General features: G+C 56.5%; 10 protein-coding genes. 4 read left to right on the forward strand and 6 right to left on the reverse strand.

From position 1 onward, the window contains the following. Nucleotides 1-107 precede the first annotated feature (107 nt). On the forward strand, nucleotides 108-1970 hold the full coding sequence (gene gss / locus APT89_RS09425; RefSeq protein ID WP_060572164.1) for a bifunctional glutathionylspermidine amidase/synthase: 1863 nt from the start codon (nucleotides 108-110) through the stop codon (nucleotides 1968-1970). Nucleotides 1971-2024: 54 nt separating this feature from the next. On the opposite strand, the gene pgaD is transcribed toward gss, so the two are convergent. From pgaD to pgaA, 4 genes are read right to left on the reverse strand one after another with little or no spacing between them, the layout of a single operon-like run. Next, nucleotides 2025-2459 carry a poly-beta-1,6-N-acetyl-D-glucosamine biosynthesis protein PgaD gene (gene pgaD, locus APT89_RS09430; protein ID WP_041908160.1) on the reverse strand — a complete coding sequence of 145 codons (435 nt, stop codon included), beginning with the start codon at nucleotides 2457-2459 and terminating at the stop codon, nucleotides 2025-2027. Beyond that, nucleotides 2456-3787: a poly-beta-1,6-N-acetyl-D-glucosamine synthase gene (gene pgaC, locus APT89_RS09435; protein ID WP_028014399.1), complete on the reverse strand. Its 1332-nt coding sequence runs from the start codon at nucleotides 3785-3787 to the stop codon at nucleotides 2456-2458. Before pgaC ends, pgaD begins: the two co-directional genes overlap by 4 nt. Next, nucleotides 3780-5717, reverse strand: coding sequence for a poly-beta-1,6-N-acetyl-D-glucosamine N-deacetylase PgaB (pgaB, locus tag APT89_RS09440; protein ID WP_060572167.1), 1938 nt, complete (start codon nucleotides 5715-5717; stop codon nucleotides 3780-3782). The genes pgaC and pgaB overlap by 8 nt, the downstream gene beginning before the upstream one ends. An 8-nt stretch (nucleotides 5718-5725) precedes the next feature. Beyond that, nucleotides 5726-8164 (reverse strand): poly-beta-1,6 N-acetyl-D-glucosamine export porin PgaA, encoded by a 2439-nt coding sequence (pgaA, locus tag APT89_RS09445; RefSeq protein ID WP_060572169.1) that lies wholly within the window; start codon nucleotides 8162-8164, stop codon nucleotides 5726-5728. Nucleotides 8165-8837: 673 nt separating this feature from the next. Between pgaA and APT89_RS09450 the strand changes: the two genes are divergently transcribed. Next, nucleotides 8838-9365 carry a helix-turn-helix domain-containing protein gene (locus APT89_RS09450; protein ID WP_072201717.1) on the forward strand — a complete coding sequence of 176 codons (528 nt, stop codon included), beginning with the start codon at nucleotides 8838-8840 and terminating at the stop codon, nucleotides 9363-9365. Nucleotides 9366-9426: 61 nt separating this feature from the next. Here APT89_RS09450 and APT89_RS09455 read toward each other — a convergent pair whose 3' ends face one another. Together APT89_RS09455 and APT89_RS09460 are read right to left on the reverse strand one after the other, a co-directional pair. Beyond that, a complete protein-coding gene (locus APT89_RS09455) occupies nucleotides 9427-12444 on the reverse strand; it encodes an autotransporter outer membrane beta-barrel domain-containing protein (RefSeq protein WP_047364566.1) in 3018 nt (1005 codons plus the stop codon). Nucleotides 12445-12558: 114 nt separating this feature from the next. Beyond that, nucleotides 12559-12873, reverse strand: a complete 315-nt coding sequence (locus APT89_RS09460) for a lipoprotein (protein WP_028014394.1) — start codon at nucleotides 12871-12873, stop codon at nucleotides 12559-12561. A 175-nt stretch (nucleotides 12874-13048) separates the two neighbouring features. Between APT89_RS09460 and APT89_RS09465 the strand changes: the two genes are divergently transcribed. Together APT89_RS09465 and APT89_RS09470 are read left to right on the forward strand one after the other, a co-directional pair. Then, on the forward strand, nucleotides 13049-13681 hold the full coding sequence (locus APT89_RS09465) for a response regulator transcription factor (protein WP_048957273.1): 633 nt from the start codon (nucleotides 13049-13051) through the stop codon (nucleotides 13679-13681). Further along, the gene (locus APT89_RS09470; protein ID WP_041908173.1) at nucleotides 13678-15465 is read left to right on the forward strand and encodes a hybrid sensor histidine kinase/response regulator; all 1788 of its coding nucleotides are present in this window, start codon (nucleotides 13678-13680) and stop codon (nucleotides 15463-15465) included. The genes APT89_RS09465 and APT89_RS09470 overlap by 4 nt, the downstream gene beginning before the upstream one ends. The last annotated feature ends 258 nt before the right edge of the window (nucleotides 15466-15723 follow it).

The following is a 15723-nucleotide window of genomic DNA, read 5'->3' on the forward strand; positions in this document are numbered from 1 at the left end:
ACGCGTCGCGCAGGTGTATGATAAACGCTCCTCTGTCAGGTTAATTACAACGTGCAGACGACGACAACCCATAAAAAATTGCCGCCTGCCTGTTTTAGGTTGGATACATGCGTAAAGGAAAGTTAAGCAGTGATGCGCCATTCGGGACATTGTTAGGCTATGCGCCCGGTGGCGTGGCGATTTACTCTTCAAATTACGGCAGTCTGGACCCGCGTAACTACCCGGAAGACGCGGACTTTCGCAGCTATATCGGCAACGAATACATGGGCCACAAGTGGCAGTGCGTTGAGTTTGCCCGCCGTTTCCTGTTCCTCAACTATGGCTTCGTGTTTACCGACGTCGGCATGGCGTGGGAAATCTTCTCCCTGCGCTTTTTACGCCAGGTGGTGAACGATAACATTCTGCCCCTTCAGGCTTTTGCCAACGGCTCAAAACGCGCGCCGCGCGCCGGGGCACTGCTGATCTGGCAAAAAGGCGGCGAGTTTCACGAGACCGGCCACGTGGCGGTGATCACCCAGCTTCTGGATGATAAGGTGCGTATTGCGGAGCAGAACGTGATTCACTCCCCGCTGCCGCTCGGACAGCAGTGGACGCGCGAACTGCGTCTGAGCGTGGAGAATGGCTGCTATACCCTTCATGACACCTTCAGCGATACCGAAATTCTCGGCTGGATGATCCAGACGGACGACACGGAGCACAGCATTCCCCAGCCTGAACCGGACGGTGAACTGCTGAAAATCCGCGGCGCGCGGCTGAAAAACAAACGTCAGTTCGACGGAAAATGGCTGAACGAAAATGACGCGCTGCAGCAGGCATATATCCGAGCGAACGGCCATGTGATCAACAAAGATCCCTGCCAGTATTTCACCATCACCGAAAGCGCCGAGCAGGAGCTGATCAAGGCCACCAACGAACTGCACCTGATGTACCTGCACGCGACGGACAAAGTGCTGAAAGACGACAATCTGCTGGCGCTGTTCGACATCCCGAAAATCCTCTGGCCGCGCCTGCGCCTCTCCTGGCAGTGGCGCCGCCACCATATGATCACCGGTCGTATGGATTTCTGCATGGATGAGCGCGGGATTAAGGTTTACGAATACAACGCCGACTCCGCGTCCTGCCACACTGAAGGCGGGCTCATTCTCGAAGAGTGGGTGAAAAACGGCTATCGCGGCAGCGGGCATAACCCGGCAGAAGGGCTGCTTGAAGAGCTGACCGGCGCATGGAAGCACAGCCACGCGCGGCCGTTCGTTCACATCATGCAGGACAACGATGTCGAGGAGGACTACCACGCGCTCTTTATCCAGCGCTCGCTGATGCAGGCCGGGTTCGAGACCAAAATCCTGCACGGGCTGGAGGCGCTGAGCTGGGATGGCGCCGGACAGCTGATTGACGACGAAGGTCGTCACGTCAACTGCGTGTGGAAAACCTGGGCGTGGGAGACGGCGATAGAGCAGATCCGCGAGGTGAGCGAAACCGAATACGCCGCCGTGCCGATCCGCACCGGGCATCCTGAGGGCGAGGTACGCCTGATTGATGTTCTGCTGCGCCCGGAAGTGCTGGTCTTTGAACCGCTGTGGACCGTTATTCCCGGCAACAAGGCGATTCTTCCGGTACTGTGGCAGCTGTTCCCGAACCACCGTTACCTGCTCGACACCGATTTTGAGGTTAACGACCTGCTGAAGCAGACCGGATACGCCGTCAAGCCGATTGCCGGACGCTGCGGCAGCAATATCGATCTCATCAACGCCCAGGACGAGCTGCTGGATAAATCCAGCGGCAAGTTTGTTGACCGCAAAAATATCTACCAGCAGCTCTGGTGCCTGCCAAACGTCGACGGCAAGTACATTCAGGTCTGTACCTTTACCGTGGGCGGAAATTACGGCGGGACCTGCCTGCGCGGTGATGACTCGCTGGTGGTGAAAAAAGAGAGCGATATCGAGCCGCTGATTGTACTCAAGGATAAGTAACGTGCATCTGCGCTAAAAAAGCCCCCGCAGGGTATTCTCTGTGGGGGCTTTTTGTTACTGCGCTTCCTCGTCCTGCTGCGCGCTGGTTTTCAGTTCGATGATGCGTCCAATCTGGTCATGATAAACCGTCAGCAGGTTGTGCTGGCTCATCTCCGAGATGAGCTGCGGTGAGACGTTAAAGCTGCGGGCAAGTTCGTCATGATGCAACAAGCTCGGCTGACGTCGTCTTACGTTCGCGCGGCGGCGGTTGTACTGATACCACAAAATCAGCAGCCAGCCGTTGAGCGCGGCGAACAGCAAATAGATCAACACCGTATTAAAGGAGGCAATAATCACGCTCCACCGGTGGTCGCTCTCCTCGGTTAACTGCATCCACAGCCTGGCATACAGGAAGAACAGAAACCCGCCCCACGCCACCACGGTTAACGCGGCATCAAAAAGTCGTGGCAGCAACCGATGTTCAGTCAAAATTAAGGTATTTTCATTCATTGAAGGCTTCCTTTTCCCCTGTCCGGACTGATCCAGCGCGCGCGGGCGCGCTGACGTTTAAGCATGACTTTTGGAAATGCGACGAGGGTGGTGAACAGACCAATCATCCAGTAGACCATCGGGAACCAAATCACCCAGAAAAGCGAGCTGGCCACCTTGCGCTCATAGCGCCGCTCGATGTACAAGCTGACCAGGAACTGCAGCAGGCACATCACGCCCAGCAGCAGCCCGGTAAATGCCGGGGGAAACAGGGTTTCAACGGTCAGCCTGGCGGGAATGGGCGCGACGTGGCTGATGATGTACAGCAGCACCGTTATCGCATACGCGAAGGCCCACAGCGTTGACAGCGCGTACTCCAGAAACAGGGGCCACATGCGGTGATGCTCCCAGCGCACCATCTTGCGCAGGTTGACCAGAAATACCTCCGCGCCGCCCTGTGCCCAGCGCAGACGCTGCTTCCACAGGCCCTTCAGCGTCTCCGGCATCAGGATCCAGCACAGCGCCCGCGGCTCGAAAAAGATATCCCAGTGGCGCAGCTGGAGCTTCCAGCTGATGTCGATGTCTTCGGTGATCATGTCCGGGCTCCAGTACCCGACGTCCGCCAGCGCCTGCCGACGAAAGGCGGCGATGACGCCGGAGACGGTAAAGACCCGGCCATAGATCCGCTGCGTCCGCTTGATGAGCCCAATGATGGACGAAAACTCGCCAACCTGAATGCGGCCAATCAGCGTGGAGCGCGTGCGAATGCGCGGGTTCCCGGTAACCGCCCCTACGTGGGGATACTGAATCAGCGGCGCGACCAGATAGGCCGCGGTGTCGCGGTCGAGCAGGGCGTCGCCGTCAATGCAGACCAGCAGATCGCCCCGGGCCGCCGCCGCCCCGGCTTTGAGCGCCACGGCTTTTCCCTGGTTCTCCGCGAGGTTAATCACCCGCAGGCGCGGCTGCTCCAGCGCCAGCTGCTGCAGCACCTGCGCGGTGTTATCAGACGAGCCGTCGTTGATGGCGATCACTTCAATATTCTCGTATCGCTGAGCCAGCGCGGCGCTGATGGTCTCTCTGGCGTTTCTTTCCTCATTGAAGCAGGGGATCAGAATTGAGATGAGCGGCTCGCCGGCGAGCGTCGGGGCGGGCGTGTCTTTATCCCACGACCAGCGGCGTTCAAGCTGAAACCAGAAATAGAGGCCGCCGGTGACCCAGAGCACGGACATAAACAGCGGCCAGAAGAAGACAAAATCCAGAATCAGCTCGCCGGTAAAGAGGGCGGCTACCCCTAACGGCAGCCCGAATACCAGACACAAAATTGAAAAGGCGATTATGCGATCAGTCATTGTCAGGGTACCAGTAGGAAGAAAAGATGGGCCTGATGCGCGAGATATCAGGCTGGTTATTGATGAAATCGTCAGGGTAGTAGCCGTAGTTTTTGATGCCGTTCAGCTGGAGGACGCGCATCCACGCCGCAAGCTGACTGTCGGAGACGGCGCGCTGCGGCTTCTGCTCCCAGTCTCTGGCCTGCAGCTCGAAAATGGTTTTATCCAGCGCGCCGGGCCGCGCGGCGACGGCCTTGATCAAACGCGTCAGCCAGGCATTGCTCTCGTTCGCCGGAACGGACTCCATCAGCGGCATTGCCATGGGCACCGTCCAGTCATAGGCCGCCAGAAAATCATCGAGATTCTGCGCAAACCACGCTTCGCTTTCGGGCTGCAGAATGGGAAGGACGAACATATTGCGGGCGGTTTTTATCTGCGGACCGCGGATGTGCTTCACCGCCTGGCTCAGAGCGCGGGTAAATCCGATAAGCCTCCGGCTTTTCTGGCGCGTCGTGTCCTGCCCGGCAGCGTCAACGTCCGTCAGTACCGCATCGTCATGGAACAGGATCCCGTTGAAGCTGGCATGGCGGGCCAGATCTTCATAGATTTCCGTCACCTGCAGGCGAACCTGCGGATCCCACGGTGAAAGCCTGATGTAGGGCTCATTGGCCTCGCGCAGCTGGCCGGTTCGATCGTCCCGGCGCTGCACGCGCGGCAGGGCAGGATCGAGATCGAACGAGAGCACCGGCATCCACGCATAGACCTTCACCCCCGCGCGGGTTTGCAGCTGCCAGGATACGAAGTTAAAGAGATCGGCCCGGACCGGAAGCCGGCGGTTGGGGAAATAGAGCGCCCTGATCCTGCCGTCGCCCTGCGGGTCGGCAAACGCCTGCAGGAAGACGTGGCTGATTTTCATGTCGTAGACCCGCTGGATCAGCCTGTTGATGTTTTGGGTCTGCTGAGCCGGATCGGGATCGTAAACGTAGTCGAGATCGACGTGCATCACGCGCACGGGATCGCGCTCCTGAACCCGGCTGACCGAACTGGCAAACGCTTTGAGCGAGGGGTTGCCGGCGATCAGCAAACGGGGGATGTTGCCCAGCTCCTGCGCGTTCCCCAGCCCGTCCTCAAGGGTAAAGGCCAGCTGATAACCCTGCTGCCTGGCGATGGCGAGTGACGTACCGCTGGCGGCACCGTAAGGCCAGACCCAGGCGCGCGGCGCTTTGCCCGTCACCTGCGCGATTTTCTCCGTCACCTTGCGGACGTCATCGCCGATCCGCTGGCTGAACTGCTGGTCAGTTTCATAGCGCCCCGTCGCTTTATCATAAAAGCGGTTGGCGATGGCCGGTTCCCGGCTGCCCTGCGGATTGGCGACGATGCCGTAATGCGAGGCCCAGGTATGCGATCCGATCTCAACCAGCGGAGACTGGCTGAGCTCGCGCACCATGTCCCACGTCGCGAAGCGATCGCGGGGCGTCATCAGGCCGCCGAAGTTAACTTTTTGATTTTCCGGCGTATCCACCCAACTGCCCACCGGCGCCCAGAGTGCAGGGACGTTCCACGCCTGAAGCAGCGGCCAGACGCGGGTGTAGAAGCTGCTGTAGCCGTCGTCAAAGCTGAGCAGAACGGCTTTCGGCGGCAGCGATTTTTTGCCGTCATGCGCGTCCAGAATGTCCTGCACGCTGATGGCGTGATAGCCGTTGTGCAGAAGCCAGCTAATCTGCTCGTTTAGCGCGCTGGTGCGCACGGAGAGGTAGCGCTGATCGGCGGCATCGTCTTCGACGTCGTGGTAGGCCAGCACCAGAAACTGGTTCTGCGGCCAGGGTTTGCTCGCCTCCGGCTGCGGCCGCTCGCTGGGCGCAACGAACGAGATCGCCTGCGCCCAGACGCTCGCGCTGAGGCAGAGCCAGCCGATGAGGATCAGGCTCACGGAAAAACGTGTGTTCAGCATATTCATCCTTAAAAGCGTAAAGTCGCATCAAGCGTGACGGAGAGGTTGCTCTCGCGTTTGCCGTCGTAAGGGCGTTTATCCCAGTTCAGCATCACGCCGGTATCAATGACGTTATTCCACTGGACGCGTTGCCCGTAGCCCAGCAGGGCGATGGCGCCAACGGACTGGTTTTTCTGCCAGTAGCTGCCGCCTCCCGCCACCAACTGCTGGCTCCAGAGGGTGTCGTAATGGCGGTACATCTCATGGTCCACGGACAGGGCGGCCGTCACGGACAGATCCCGCGCCGGGTTGTAATAGAGCGTGTCCCGCAGGCTGTTTTTACTGGCGGCGATCCCCGGTTCAAGATCCAGCGTCAGGGTCGGGGTCTGCCAGAGACGCTCCTTACCCGTAAGGGTGTATTCCTGTCGGCGATTATGGTCTGAGAAGCGGCTGACGGCGGCGCTGAACTGGTACTCACGGCGCTCGTTTTGATACCAGCGGATCCCGCCTTCACCCCTGTTGGCGCTAATTCCGTTGCGTAGTGCCCGTAGCGGCGCGGTGCGGGATAAGCGTTCAAGGCTGCCGCTGACCTGCCAGTTATCATTGAGAAAGTACGTGGTTGAGAGGCGAGCACCCGGCTTGTTTTCACCGTGATAGCGGTTGCTGGATACCTCGGCTTCGAGCTGAAGGTCGCGAGGACGCCACTCGACGCCGCCCAGGAGGTGACGGCTGGTGCCTTTGCCTTCATCGAAATTACCTTGCGCATAGCGGGTACCCGCAAACAGCCGCCAGCTATCCGCTACCGGTGGACCATAGAGCGTGGCATCCCCGTTCAGGTCGTGCGTCCCGCTGATGGGGTTATCGGAGTGCAAGCCCTTGCTCGCGTTAAGGCGCAGCTCGGACATGTGATGCACCGTTCTGAGCCTGTCCAGACGCCTGGCGCTGCGAGCAACGGGCGCGCGGGCAAGCACGTCGTCGGCCAGTAAATCCATCTGGCGCCATTCCTGCAGATCCATGGCGACGTAAGCCTGCTGCTGTTCCAGCTCCAGATTAGATGGCTCCAGCGCCTCCGCCCTTTTTAACGTTTGCTCGGCCGCGCGCGGCTGGCCCCGCGCCTGAAGCAGAGTGGCATAGTCAATCTGCAGCCCCTGATTGCCCGGCGCCGTTGTGGCCAGACGGTGCGCCAGCTTATCCGCGTCCGGCAGGGCGTTGGTTGAGAGCAAATAGTTAAATTTGAGCGACTGCCCGGTAAGCCACCGATCGTTGGGCTGCGGAGTGGGCGAGCCGAAATCGTAGCGGGTCCACGGAACGCTGCGGGTCTGGCGCTCAACGTACTGGCGAGCGGCCTGATACTGCCCCGTGTCCAGCCAGGCGTAAAAAAGCGCATGCTCCTCGTCCTGCGGATCGGCGGCGTATTGCGGATAGTGTTGCAGCAGCGAGAAGGCGGCAGTGGCGTTTTTCTCCTGCAGATACGCGGAGATCGCCCAGCCGATGGCCCAGCCCGGCACCGGATGCTGCGCCTCCGTCAGCGACTGATATTCACGGATGACCTGCGGGTAATCGCCATGCGCGTACAGCGCACCCAGCCTGTCGATACGGGCGAGGATGATGTCTTCCGCTGCCTGCGGTTCGTGTTGCCAGCGTGAAAGCAGGGCGTCGTAACGATTCAGTGCCGTTTGCGCCAGCTGCAGGCGCTCCTTTTCCGTTCTGCCAGGCACGTCGGCAAGGCGAACCCATTCTGCGGCGGCATTAAGCTCCAGACGGCGGCGCTGCGCGGGGGTCAGCGTTACCCTTTGTGACAGCATCAGCGCGGGAGTACTCACCCGGTTATCCGTTAGCGCGTCAATCAACTCGCTAAGGAGCGCGTTATTCTCCGGCGAAAGGGTCAGCGCGCGCGTGTCCGCTAAAAGCCGATCCCAGCTTTTTCCCTGGCGTAACCAGACGTACGAGAGCGTCTGAAGATGCGCCGGAGAGGGATCCTCCGTCACCAGCTGGCGGGCTTCCTGCAGAGCGAGCGTATCCATGCGGGCATCGGCCAGGGTTTTGATATAACCGATACGATAATCGTCATTATGTGGCGCAAGGCTACGCGCCTCTTTCCAGAGCGATAAGGCAGGCTGCCACGCTTTTTGATCTCTTCTGGCCTGCGCGACAGCCGCAACGCCGCGAGCGGGCAGCGGCATATAAATGCCATAGCGCTGCCAGAGCTGAATCACCTCGTCATTACGACCTGCCCACACAGCCACCTGTAACCAGTCCGCTACTTGCTCGGGCGTCAGAGCATGCTGTTGCTGATACCGCTGAAGATAATTGAGAAACGGCGTGTAATTACCGTTACGTGCCTGTTGAATCTGTTGCTCATAAACGGATTCCGTTGCCTGAACGAGAACAGGAAACAGAAATAGCAGAAACAATAATCCTGGGGCGCGATAAAAGAATAACGTATTGAAGCGAAGCGATCTTTCCATATCTATTTGCCATTTGTTTATCATGAATCCATTGCATAACACGGCCGCCTTTTAACTCTGCGTTAAAGGCCATAAATGAGAACATTAAATCTGAATGCAGTAACGTTATGGGGTACTTACTTTAAGGTAATTATGGAACCTCCTCTTTGGAAACTGGGTGGAAGGTAATGTACACCTGATATGTTGCCGGATAAATATGGTGAAAAGCAGAGGGGTAGTTTTGGGATAATTCTGGAATGAGATGTCTTTTGTGATTATTTTGAATTGAGTGTGTATTTGTAACTACTTGATATTAATGTAATTTATTTAAGTGTTTTTGAGTTTGTTTATATTCCTGGCGAGGTTTTATTGTAGCAATTAAAGTACTTTCTGGTGCATGTTTGGGAAGTTTCATGACAAAAAGTCTTAATGTTCAGCAAAGTGACTTTTCTGCGATTGTTTTTTATTTATAATTAACGCCAGCCATTGAATGAAAGTCTACAGGAAGTCTTACTCATCAATGTCTGTATTGAGGGATGTTCAACGCCAGAATACATATTGTCGTTAATATTACAGCGCTATAAAACGAAGGCGGCCTTCTTTCGGAAGGTGCGTTCTTGCTTTAATCTAAAAGGGATGGTTAGTGGCAACTTCAATAGTGTTAGTGACCCAGGATCGCTATCTTGTCAGGGGGATGAGGCTATTTTTCCCGGATATTATCCTGCTCGACTCGATTGACAGAAACATATTTGATAACAGTGCAGATGAATATTCTGTGTTGATTGATAGCCGTTCTCCGCTCCGTTTATATGATTACCTGATACGCCATCCGGCCAGAACAAAAAAAACGATCTGCTGCGTTATGCTGGATATGCGACATCGCGAGGAGAATCTACTCAGTATGAAGTTGTTTATGAACACGTCGCTTACGGAGCCGGATATGGCATCGTTATTTAACCTGGTGCTCAATATGAAGGGCAGGCGTCTGACCACCAAATGGCTGCTTAACTTACGGCTTGGCACGCACGAAGCGATCATGCTGCGGTTGTTGAGGGCAGGGATGTCGATGGAAGCGATTGCCGATGAGCTGAACACGTCGGTGAAGAGCCTCTATCGCAAGCGGACAGCGCTGTCGGAACGCCTGGGGGCGGAGAACTTCAACGAGGCGTGTTTGTTTATCTTTAAAAACAAACTGCTGGACGCGGTTGGGAACGATCCCTGAATTCCTGAGAGCCTAAAAGCAAAAACCCGCCACAAGGGCGGGTTCTTTTACTGGAAATAATTCAGAACGACCAGCGCAGATTAGCGTTAACCGAGTTGACGCGGGTATCCGCACCATATTGCCCCTGATAACCCACATCCAGCGTCGCAGCACGTGACAGCTGTACGCTCACGCCGATATCACCCACCATCACGTCCTCATCCACGGCCTGCCCCTGAGTAATGAACGCGTCGCTGCCCGCAAACGCCATGCGCGAAGAGGTATTCTTATCGCCATAGGCGTGCTGCCAGCCCAACGAACCGTAGAGGTTCACGTTCTTCGGCAGCTCGGTCACACCGCGCACCCCGAGGGTGGAGTAGAAGGTGTTCATCGTTTCGTTACTTACGCTCAGCGCGGCGGCACCGCCGTCTTCCCTGAAGCTGTCGGTATGCAGTCGAATGTACGATAAATTGACGAACGGCTCGATATTCATATCAGGCTGGCCGAAGCGGTAGCCAGCTTCGGTGAACGCCAGCAGCGAGTTGGCGTCGTAATCCGACTTCAGCCGATCTGAGAAGCCGCTGAAATCAACGCTGCGCTCGCCTTCGATCTTGTGCCAGGTGTAACCCAGCGCGCCGCGAAGAGAGAACGCATCCTGTTGACCCGCCGCATACAGGCCAAGGTGGTAGTTATCGGTATCCGTTGAGGAACGACGGCTGTCGACGTCGTAATCACCGCGGCTGTAGCCGAAGTAGCCGCCGACACGCACGTTATGATCCGCCAGCTTGCGATCTGCTCCCAGCAGGAAGCCGGTGGTGTTGCCGTCCAGCTTGCCCACGTTACCGTCGCCGTCGTTTCGGCTCCAGGAGCTGAAGGTCTGGCCCCAGACGCCATTGTTTTGCGGCTCCGGCTGCTGCACCAGCGACATCGCTAATGGTGGTATCGGCAGGCTGTCGTTATCAAACGCGCGCTGCATACGCTGGTTTAAGACGTTAAACACCTGCGTGCTGCCGGCGATCAGGTTGGACTGCATTGACGGATAAACTTCACCGGACAGCTGGTTGAACGCCTCGCGCGCTTCCGCCGCGCTGAGTACCAGCAGCGAGTTATACAGCGCCAGCGACGGGCCGCTTTGCGTCAGGGTGGAGAGCGCGCCGGCGGTATTCCACTGGTTGCTGCTTTTGGCGACGGTCTGGAAAATCCCCGGCTTGCCGCTGCCCGGATTCTCACCGCCAGGGTTTTCTCCCCCCGGGTTCTCACCGCCAGGGTTTCCTCCTCCTGGGTTTCCTCCTCCTGGATTTTCACCTCCCGGGTTTTCGCCTCCCGGATTCTCGCCGCCGGTCTCTTTCTGCGCGATAGTCAGATCGACGGCGTTGGTGCTCTGGTTGAGCGCCACGTCCAGGAAGGCGGATTTAGACACCGCCCCCGCGAACTGACCGTCAATTCCCCCGTCGGAGGTTAAAATGCGGTAGCTTTGGCCCGTTTTGTAGCTGGTTTGCGGATCCAGCGCAGTGACCTGTACCTGAGCCCGATCGCTGATGGTCGTTTTGCCTGCGACCAGCAGCTGGTCGCTGCGGCCATCACCGGCGATATCGACATCATAGAAAGAGTCACCCACAAAATTCAGATAACGTTTCAGCGTCAGCGTGCCGATATCGCCATCCCCGGGCGAGATATGCCCGCCGGAAAGGATCTCGGTCTGGCCCAGCGTGCCGTTCCCTCCCAGCGTTCCGCCGGCCTTGATTGACGCGGCGCTGCTGTAGCCCAGCCCGTCGCTAACGTCGGATCCCGCCGTCGCGTTGAGGATCAGCGTCCCGCCGTTCTCGGCGCTAAGGGTCTGAATATCAAAAATATCGTCTTCTGGCTGGGTGTTGATGTTGCTGGCGATAATGACTTTGCCACCGCGCGCGGTCACGTTCGCCTGAAGGGATGAAAGATCGCCATTCAGCGTTGTCTGCCCGGAAGTATTGATCACCTCACCTTCGCCACTCATCTTGTTGCTAAAGACGTAATTTTCGTCGGTATGGTTGAAGTAGACATAGCTGCCGAACAGCCCGCCGCGCAGGCTGATTGCCGTATTCGCATCGAGAGTACCCGCGCCGCCCGCTGTGCCAAGCGTTGGCTCAGTTAAACCCGTGCCGGTGTCCATATTGCCGCGGCTGCCGACAATGAGCGCACCCCGGTTCGAGCCGGAACCCGAGGTCCCCACGATCAGCGTATTGCTGCCAGCGGAAAATGAACCGCCGTCAATCACCGACAGCACGCCATTGCCATAATCGCCCACGCTCACGCTGCTGCCGCTGGTAAAGCGCGAGTCTTTGCCCGCAATAACCAGCTCGGCGGTTTTACCTGCCCCGGAGACGCCCGCCACCTGCACGCCGCCAACGTTAACCGCACCGCCGTTCAGCACGTCCAGGTCGCCATATAGCGTCAACGTACGGCCAACGTTCCACTGTGAGCCGCTCCCCGTGACGGTGGCTTTCGGGCTTAGCGTGTCGGTTTCACCCGGCCCGGTACCGTTGCCGATGCGCGCATCGTAGGCGGTGCTGAGCGCCGCGCCGTCTTCAATCGCCAGCGTGGAGCGTGCCCCCAGATCGGTACCTACGCTGAGAAAATTACTGGTCACGCGAGAGCCGGCGCCAGTGGCGATAAGGTGGCTGTCGTAGCCGCGGGTGGTGCCGACAACAATTTCTTTTGCGCTGGCCAGCGCGCCTTCTTCGACTCGCAGGGTGCCGAGGCCAAGATTCAGGTCGCCGCGCAGGACGTACTGATCGTTCACTGCGTTAAGCTCAGCGTTTGGCCCACGGACCGTGACCACGCTTTCATAAATTTGGCCGTCGAACAGCCGACCGATGTTGATGTTATAGGCGGTGATTTTGCCATTATCGATCAGCAGGTTTCCGGGTTGATTACGTCCAACGTAAACATCTCCGGTGTAACCCAGCGTTTCGGTTATACGCGCCTCGCCATCAAAAATGGCATCGGCTGCGCGCGCGAAATCGGCAGGTGAAAGCAGTAACAGTGGCGCGGAAAATAGAGCGAGGTAAAGTCTGGAAAGCGGCGTCTTAACCGCTAAAGCATGCGATGTAGAGTTATTCACGGGCTATCTCCGTACTCATTAGCGTGATGTCTGGAAAATCGTTTTTATGAAAACTCAGATACGTCAGAAAATATAAAAGGCGTTATTTATGTACGCCTTTTCATTTGCCGTTAATTATTTATGCGTGACAACAGGGGTACAGGTTGGTGCGCTGAGCGTCGGGGCGGATCCTAAAATCCCCGGCATCATCATTGATGAGCAATCGAAAATACGCCCTTTTTCCGTCGTAGCGCGATAAGACAGTTTTTGCCCTCCCAGTGCGTCCGGCTGGGCGCCATTAACATTGGTCACGGTTATTTCATCCGATGAGCCCAGCCCCAGCATTTTAGCGGTCTCCGCCTGCAGGAGTGGAATAGCCTGATCGGTTTTTAGCGTGGAACAACCGGCGAGCATCAACGTAACGCTTAAAAAGATGAGTGGTTTTTTCATAAATTATCCTTGATATCCAATCAGTTAATTTCACTGATTGTATTTATGTTTTCAATTACCCAAATCAGCGAATAATATATTTCCCTTTCCTAATCGAAAAAACCCTCCTAAAGTAGGGTGGGTAGATAATAATTCATCTGTACACTCAGATATGCGAAGGTAAAAGGAGGATCCTTTGGGGCAGAATTATGCGTTGGTCGTTGATGACCATCCATTGGTAGCAAGCGGCATCGCTAATTTTCTGATTTCACATTGCCATTTTAAGCAGGCGAGCGTGGTGACGAATGAGGAAGATTGCTACCGTCAAATTAGGGATAATGGCCCGCCGCGTTTGCTGGTCATCGATTTTTGGCTTTCGTCCGGAACGGCACTGAAATTACTCAAAGAAGTAAAACAACATTACCCACAGGTACGGTTCCTGGTGGTCAGCGGGGACGACAATAATGACATCTGGCAGAAAGTTCACGCCGCCGGGGGACACGGATTTGTATTGAAAAGCGAACCGCCTGAAATGTTCTCACGGGCCGTTTGTGCACTCCTTGATAATCTGACCTGGTTTCCTGAGAGAAACGATTTTCCCGTTGAATCGAATAATGAGAAGTTAAGTAAATTTAACTTAACGCCGCGACAAATAGACGTTTTAAATATGATTATGCGCGGCCTGCCAAATAAACGAATCGCCGCGCAGCTTTCAATTTCTGAGCCCACGGTCAAAGAACACATCAGCAATATATTGAAAAAGATAGGCGTTAACAGCCGGGTCGAAGCCATCACGCTTCTGCATGGCAAGCGGGAATCATCAGAATGAGGTTTTTCCAGAGCTTACAGAAAGATGGTATCTCATCTCCCGCGCAGATCCGTTTGCTAAACAACACTTTTTTGCGGCTGGTGTTCAGCTTTAGCGCGGTGCCATTTGTCGGTATTCCTTTTGCCATCTGGATCTATTTGCTGGGCGATGAACTTGGCCCAACCATTATCTGGATAATTATTTACCTGCTATGTGCCGTGGCAATCCGCATATTGCACCGACGCTACCAGCGCGAAGTGAAAGAGCATGATGAAGAGGACGTCCTGCGCCGCTGGCTTCCGCGCATAAATAAGATCGCTTTTATTCACGGGCTGGGGATTTCATCTCTCTATTTAATTACTCCGCAGACGCAGAACTTTGACTTTTTCCTGCTCCTTAATATCAGTATTGCCGCCATCGTCGCCGCCAATGCGACGCATCTGACGCCAGTCATCAGCACTTTTACGTGCTTTTTCTTCGCCTCCTGGGGAGTATTGAATATCGGCATCATCTGGCGGCTGGACGAGCTGATATTCATTGTGCTGATGCTGAACCTGCTGTACGGCTTCGCCATTTACCGCCATGCGTTAACGTCGCACGCGTACTTTATTCAGCAAGCGCTGCTTGAGGAAAAAAGCTCACGCCTGGCAGAACAGTTTCGTCAGGCCAAAGAGGAAGCGGAGCAGGCGCTGCTGGATAAAAATCAGTTCCTGACGACTGCCAGCCACGACCTGCGTCAGCCAGTACACGCCATGGGATTTTTGATTGAAGCGATTATCCACCGAAACCGGGACGACAGCCTGACGCCCCAGCTGCTTGACCTGCAGCAGAGCGTTCGCTCGGTGCATTTGATGTTCAATTCTCTGCTCGACCTCAGCAAGATTGAATCCGGGAAAGTGCTCACTGCCCCTACCAAAGTTGACATCGGCGCTCTGCTCGACTCGGTGATCACGCTGTTTCGCGAAGAGGCTAATAGCCGTGCACTTAGGCTGTCCACCCGTCGACCCAAACGCCGCATCCACGTGATGGGCGACCCGCTGCTGGTGCGACAATCGCTGATTAACCTGATTCAAAACGCCCTTCGCTACACTCAGCAGGGCGGCGTGCTGGTTGCCATCCGACCGCGCGGTGACGAGTGCCTGGTGGAGGTGTGGGACACGGGTGTCGGTATCGCTGATGACGAGAAAGGTAAAATCTTCTCCCCTTACTACCGCCCCGAACTGGCCTGGAAGATCGACAGCGCCGGACACGGGCTGGGCCTCGCCGTGGTTGCCCGCTGTGCCAGGCTGATGAAGGTGAAGTACGGGATGCAATCCATAGAAGGTAAAGGCTCACGCTTCTGGATGCGCTTCACTCAATATGCTGGCGAAGAGATCGCGACGGACACCCCGCCCGCCGATAACAACGCCTCTGCGCCGGTACGCTATGCGCCGCTGCGCGGTTCTTGCCTGGTCGTCGATGACGACCCGCTGGTGACGTCAGCCTGGGAGAGCCTGATGAGCGTTTGGGGAATCAACGTGCGCTGCGCGGCCTCCGCTGAAGAAGCGTTCGCCATCATCGACGACGGCTTCACCCCGTTCGCCGTGCTGTGCGACCAGCGCCTGCGATCCGGCGAAAGCGGCTTCGACATCCTGAAAGCGCTTTTTGAACGTCTGCCGGACATGAGCGGCGCGATGGTCAGCGGCGAATTTAATTCGCCTGTTCTACTGGAGGCGGAGCAGGAAGGTTATCTGGTGCTGCGCAAACCTCTGGAGCCGGCTAAACTGCATGCGCTGCTGACGCAGTGGTCAGGATGTCGTGGATAGGGGAATAGATAATAGCAGCATTGCGCTTCACTGTAGGGCCAGATAGTTCGCGGTGTCCTGCTGTGATGCCAATGTGTCGGTATGGTTGAGCCGCTGAGGGAGGATTTCGCGGGCCTGATTAATGATTTCATCGTGCATGATTCAGCCTCCTGTGGTGATCTGCATGTTGCTTCTACAGGGCAGGGCGGGAGATGTTGGAAACGGCCCCGAAGGAGTCATTAGAGTTGCTACCAGCGAAGTTCCGCAGTGGGCAATAAT

The sequence above is a fragment of the Enterobacter sp. 50588862 genome, from assembly GCF_001462935.1.
Classification (GTDB): Bacteria; Pseudomonadota; Gammaproteobacteria; order Enterobacterales; family Enterobacteriaceae; genus Enterobacter; species Enterobacter bugandensis.

Bases quoted from the DNA above. Each gene is read 5' to 3' on its own strand.
- APT89_RS09450 (WP_072201717.1), top strand. From the start codon at position 8,838: ATGAGGCTATTTTTCCCGGATATTATCCTGCTCGACTCGATTGACAGA.
- APT89_RS09460 (WP_028014394.1), bottom strand. From the start codon at position 12,873: ATGAAAAAACCACTCATCTTTTTAAGCGTTACGTTGATGCTCGCCGGT.
- pgaA (WP_060572169.1), bottom strand. From the start codon at position 8,164: ATGGAAAGATCGCTTCGCTTCAATACGTTATTCTTTTATCGCGCCCCA.
- APT89_RS09470 (WP_041908173.1), top strand. From the start codon at position 13,678: ATGAGGTTTTTCCAGAGCTTACAGAAAGATGGTATCTCATCTCCCGCG.
- pgaD (WP_041908160.1), bottom strand. From the start codon at position 2,459: ATGAATGAAAATACCTTAATTTTGACTGAACATCGGTTGCTGCCACGA.
- pgaC (WP_028014399.1), bottom strand. From the start codon at position 3,787: ATGACTGATCGCATAATCGCCTTTTCAATTTTGTGTCTGGTATTCGGG.
- pgaB (WP_060572167.1), bottom strand. From the start codon at position 5,717: ATGCTGAACACACGTTTTTCCGTGAGCCTGATCCTCATCGGCTGGCTC.
- gss (WP_060572164.1), top strand. From the start codon at position 108: ATGCGTAAAGGAAAGTTAAGCAGTGATGCGCCATTCGGGACATTGTTA.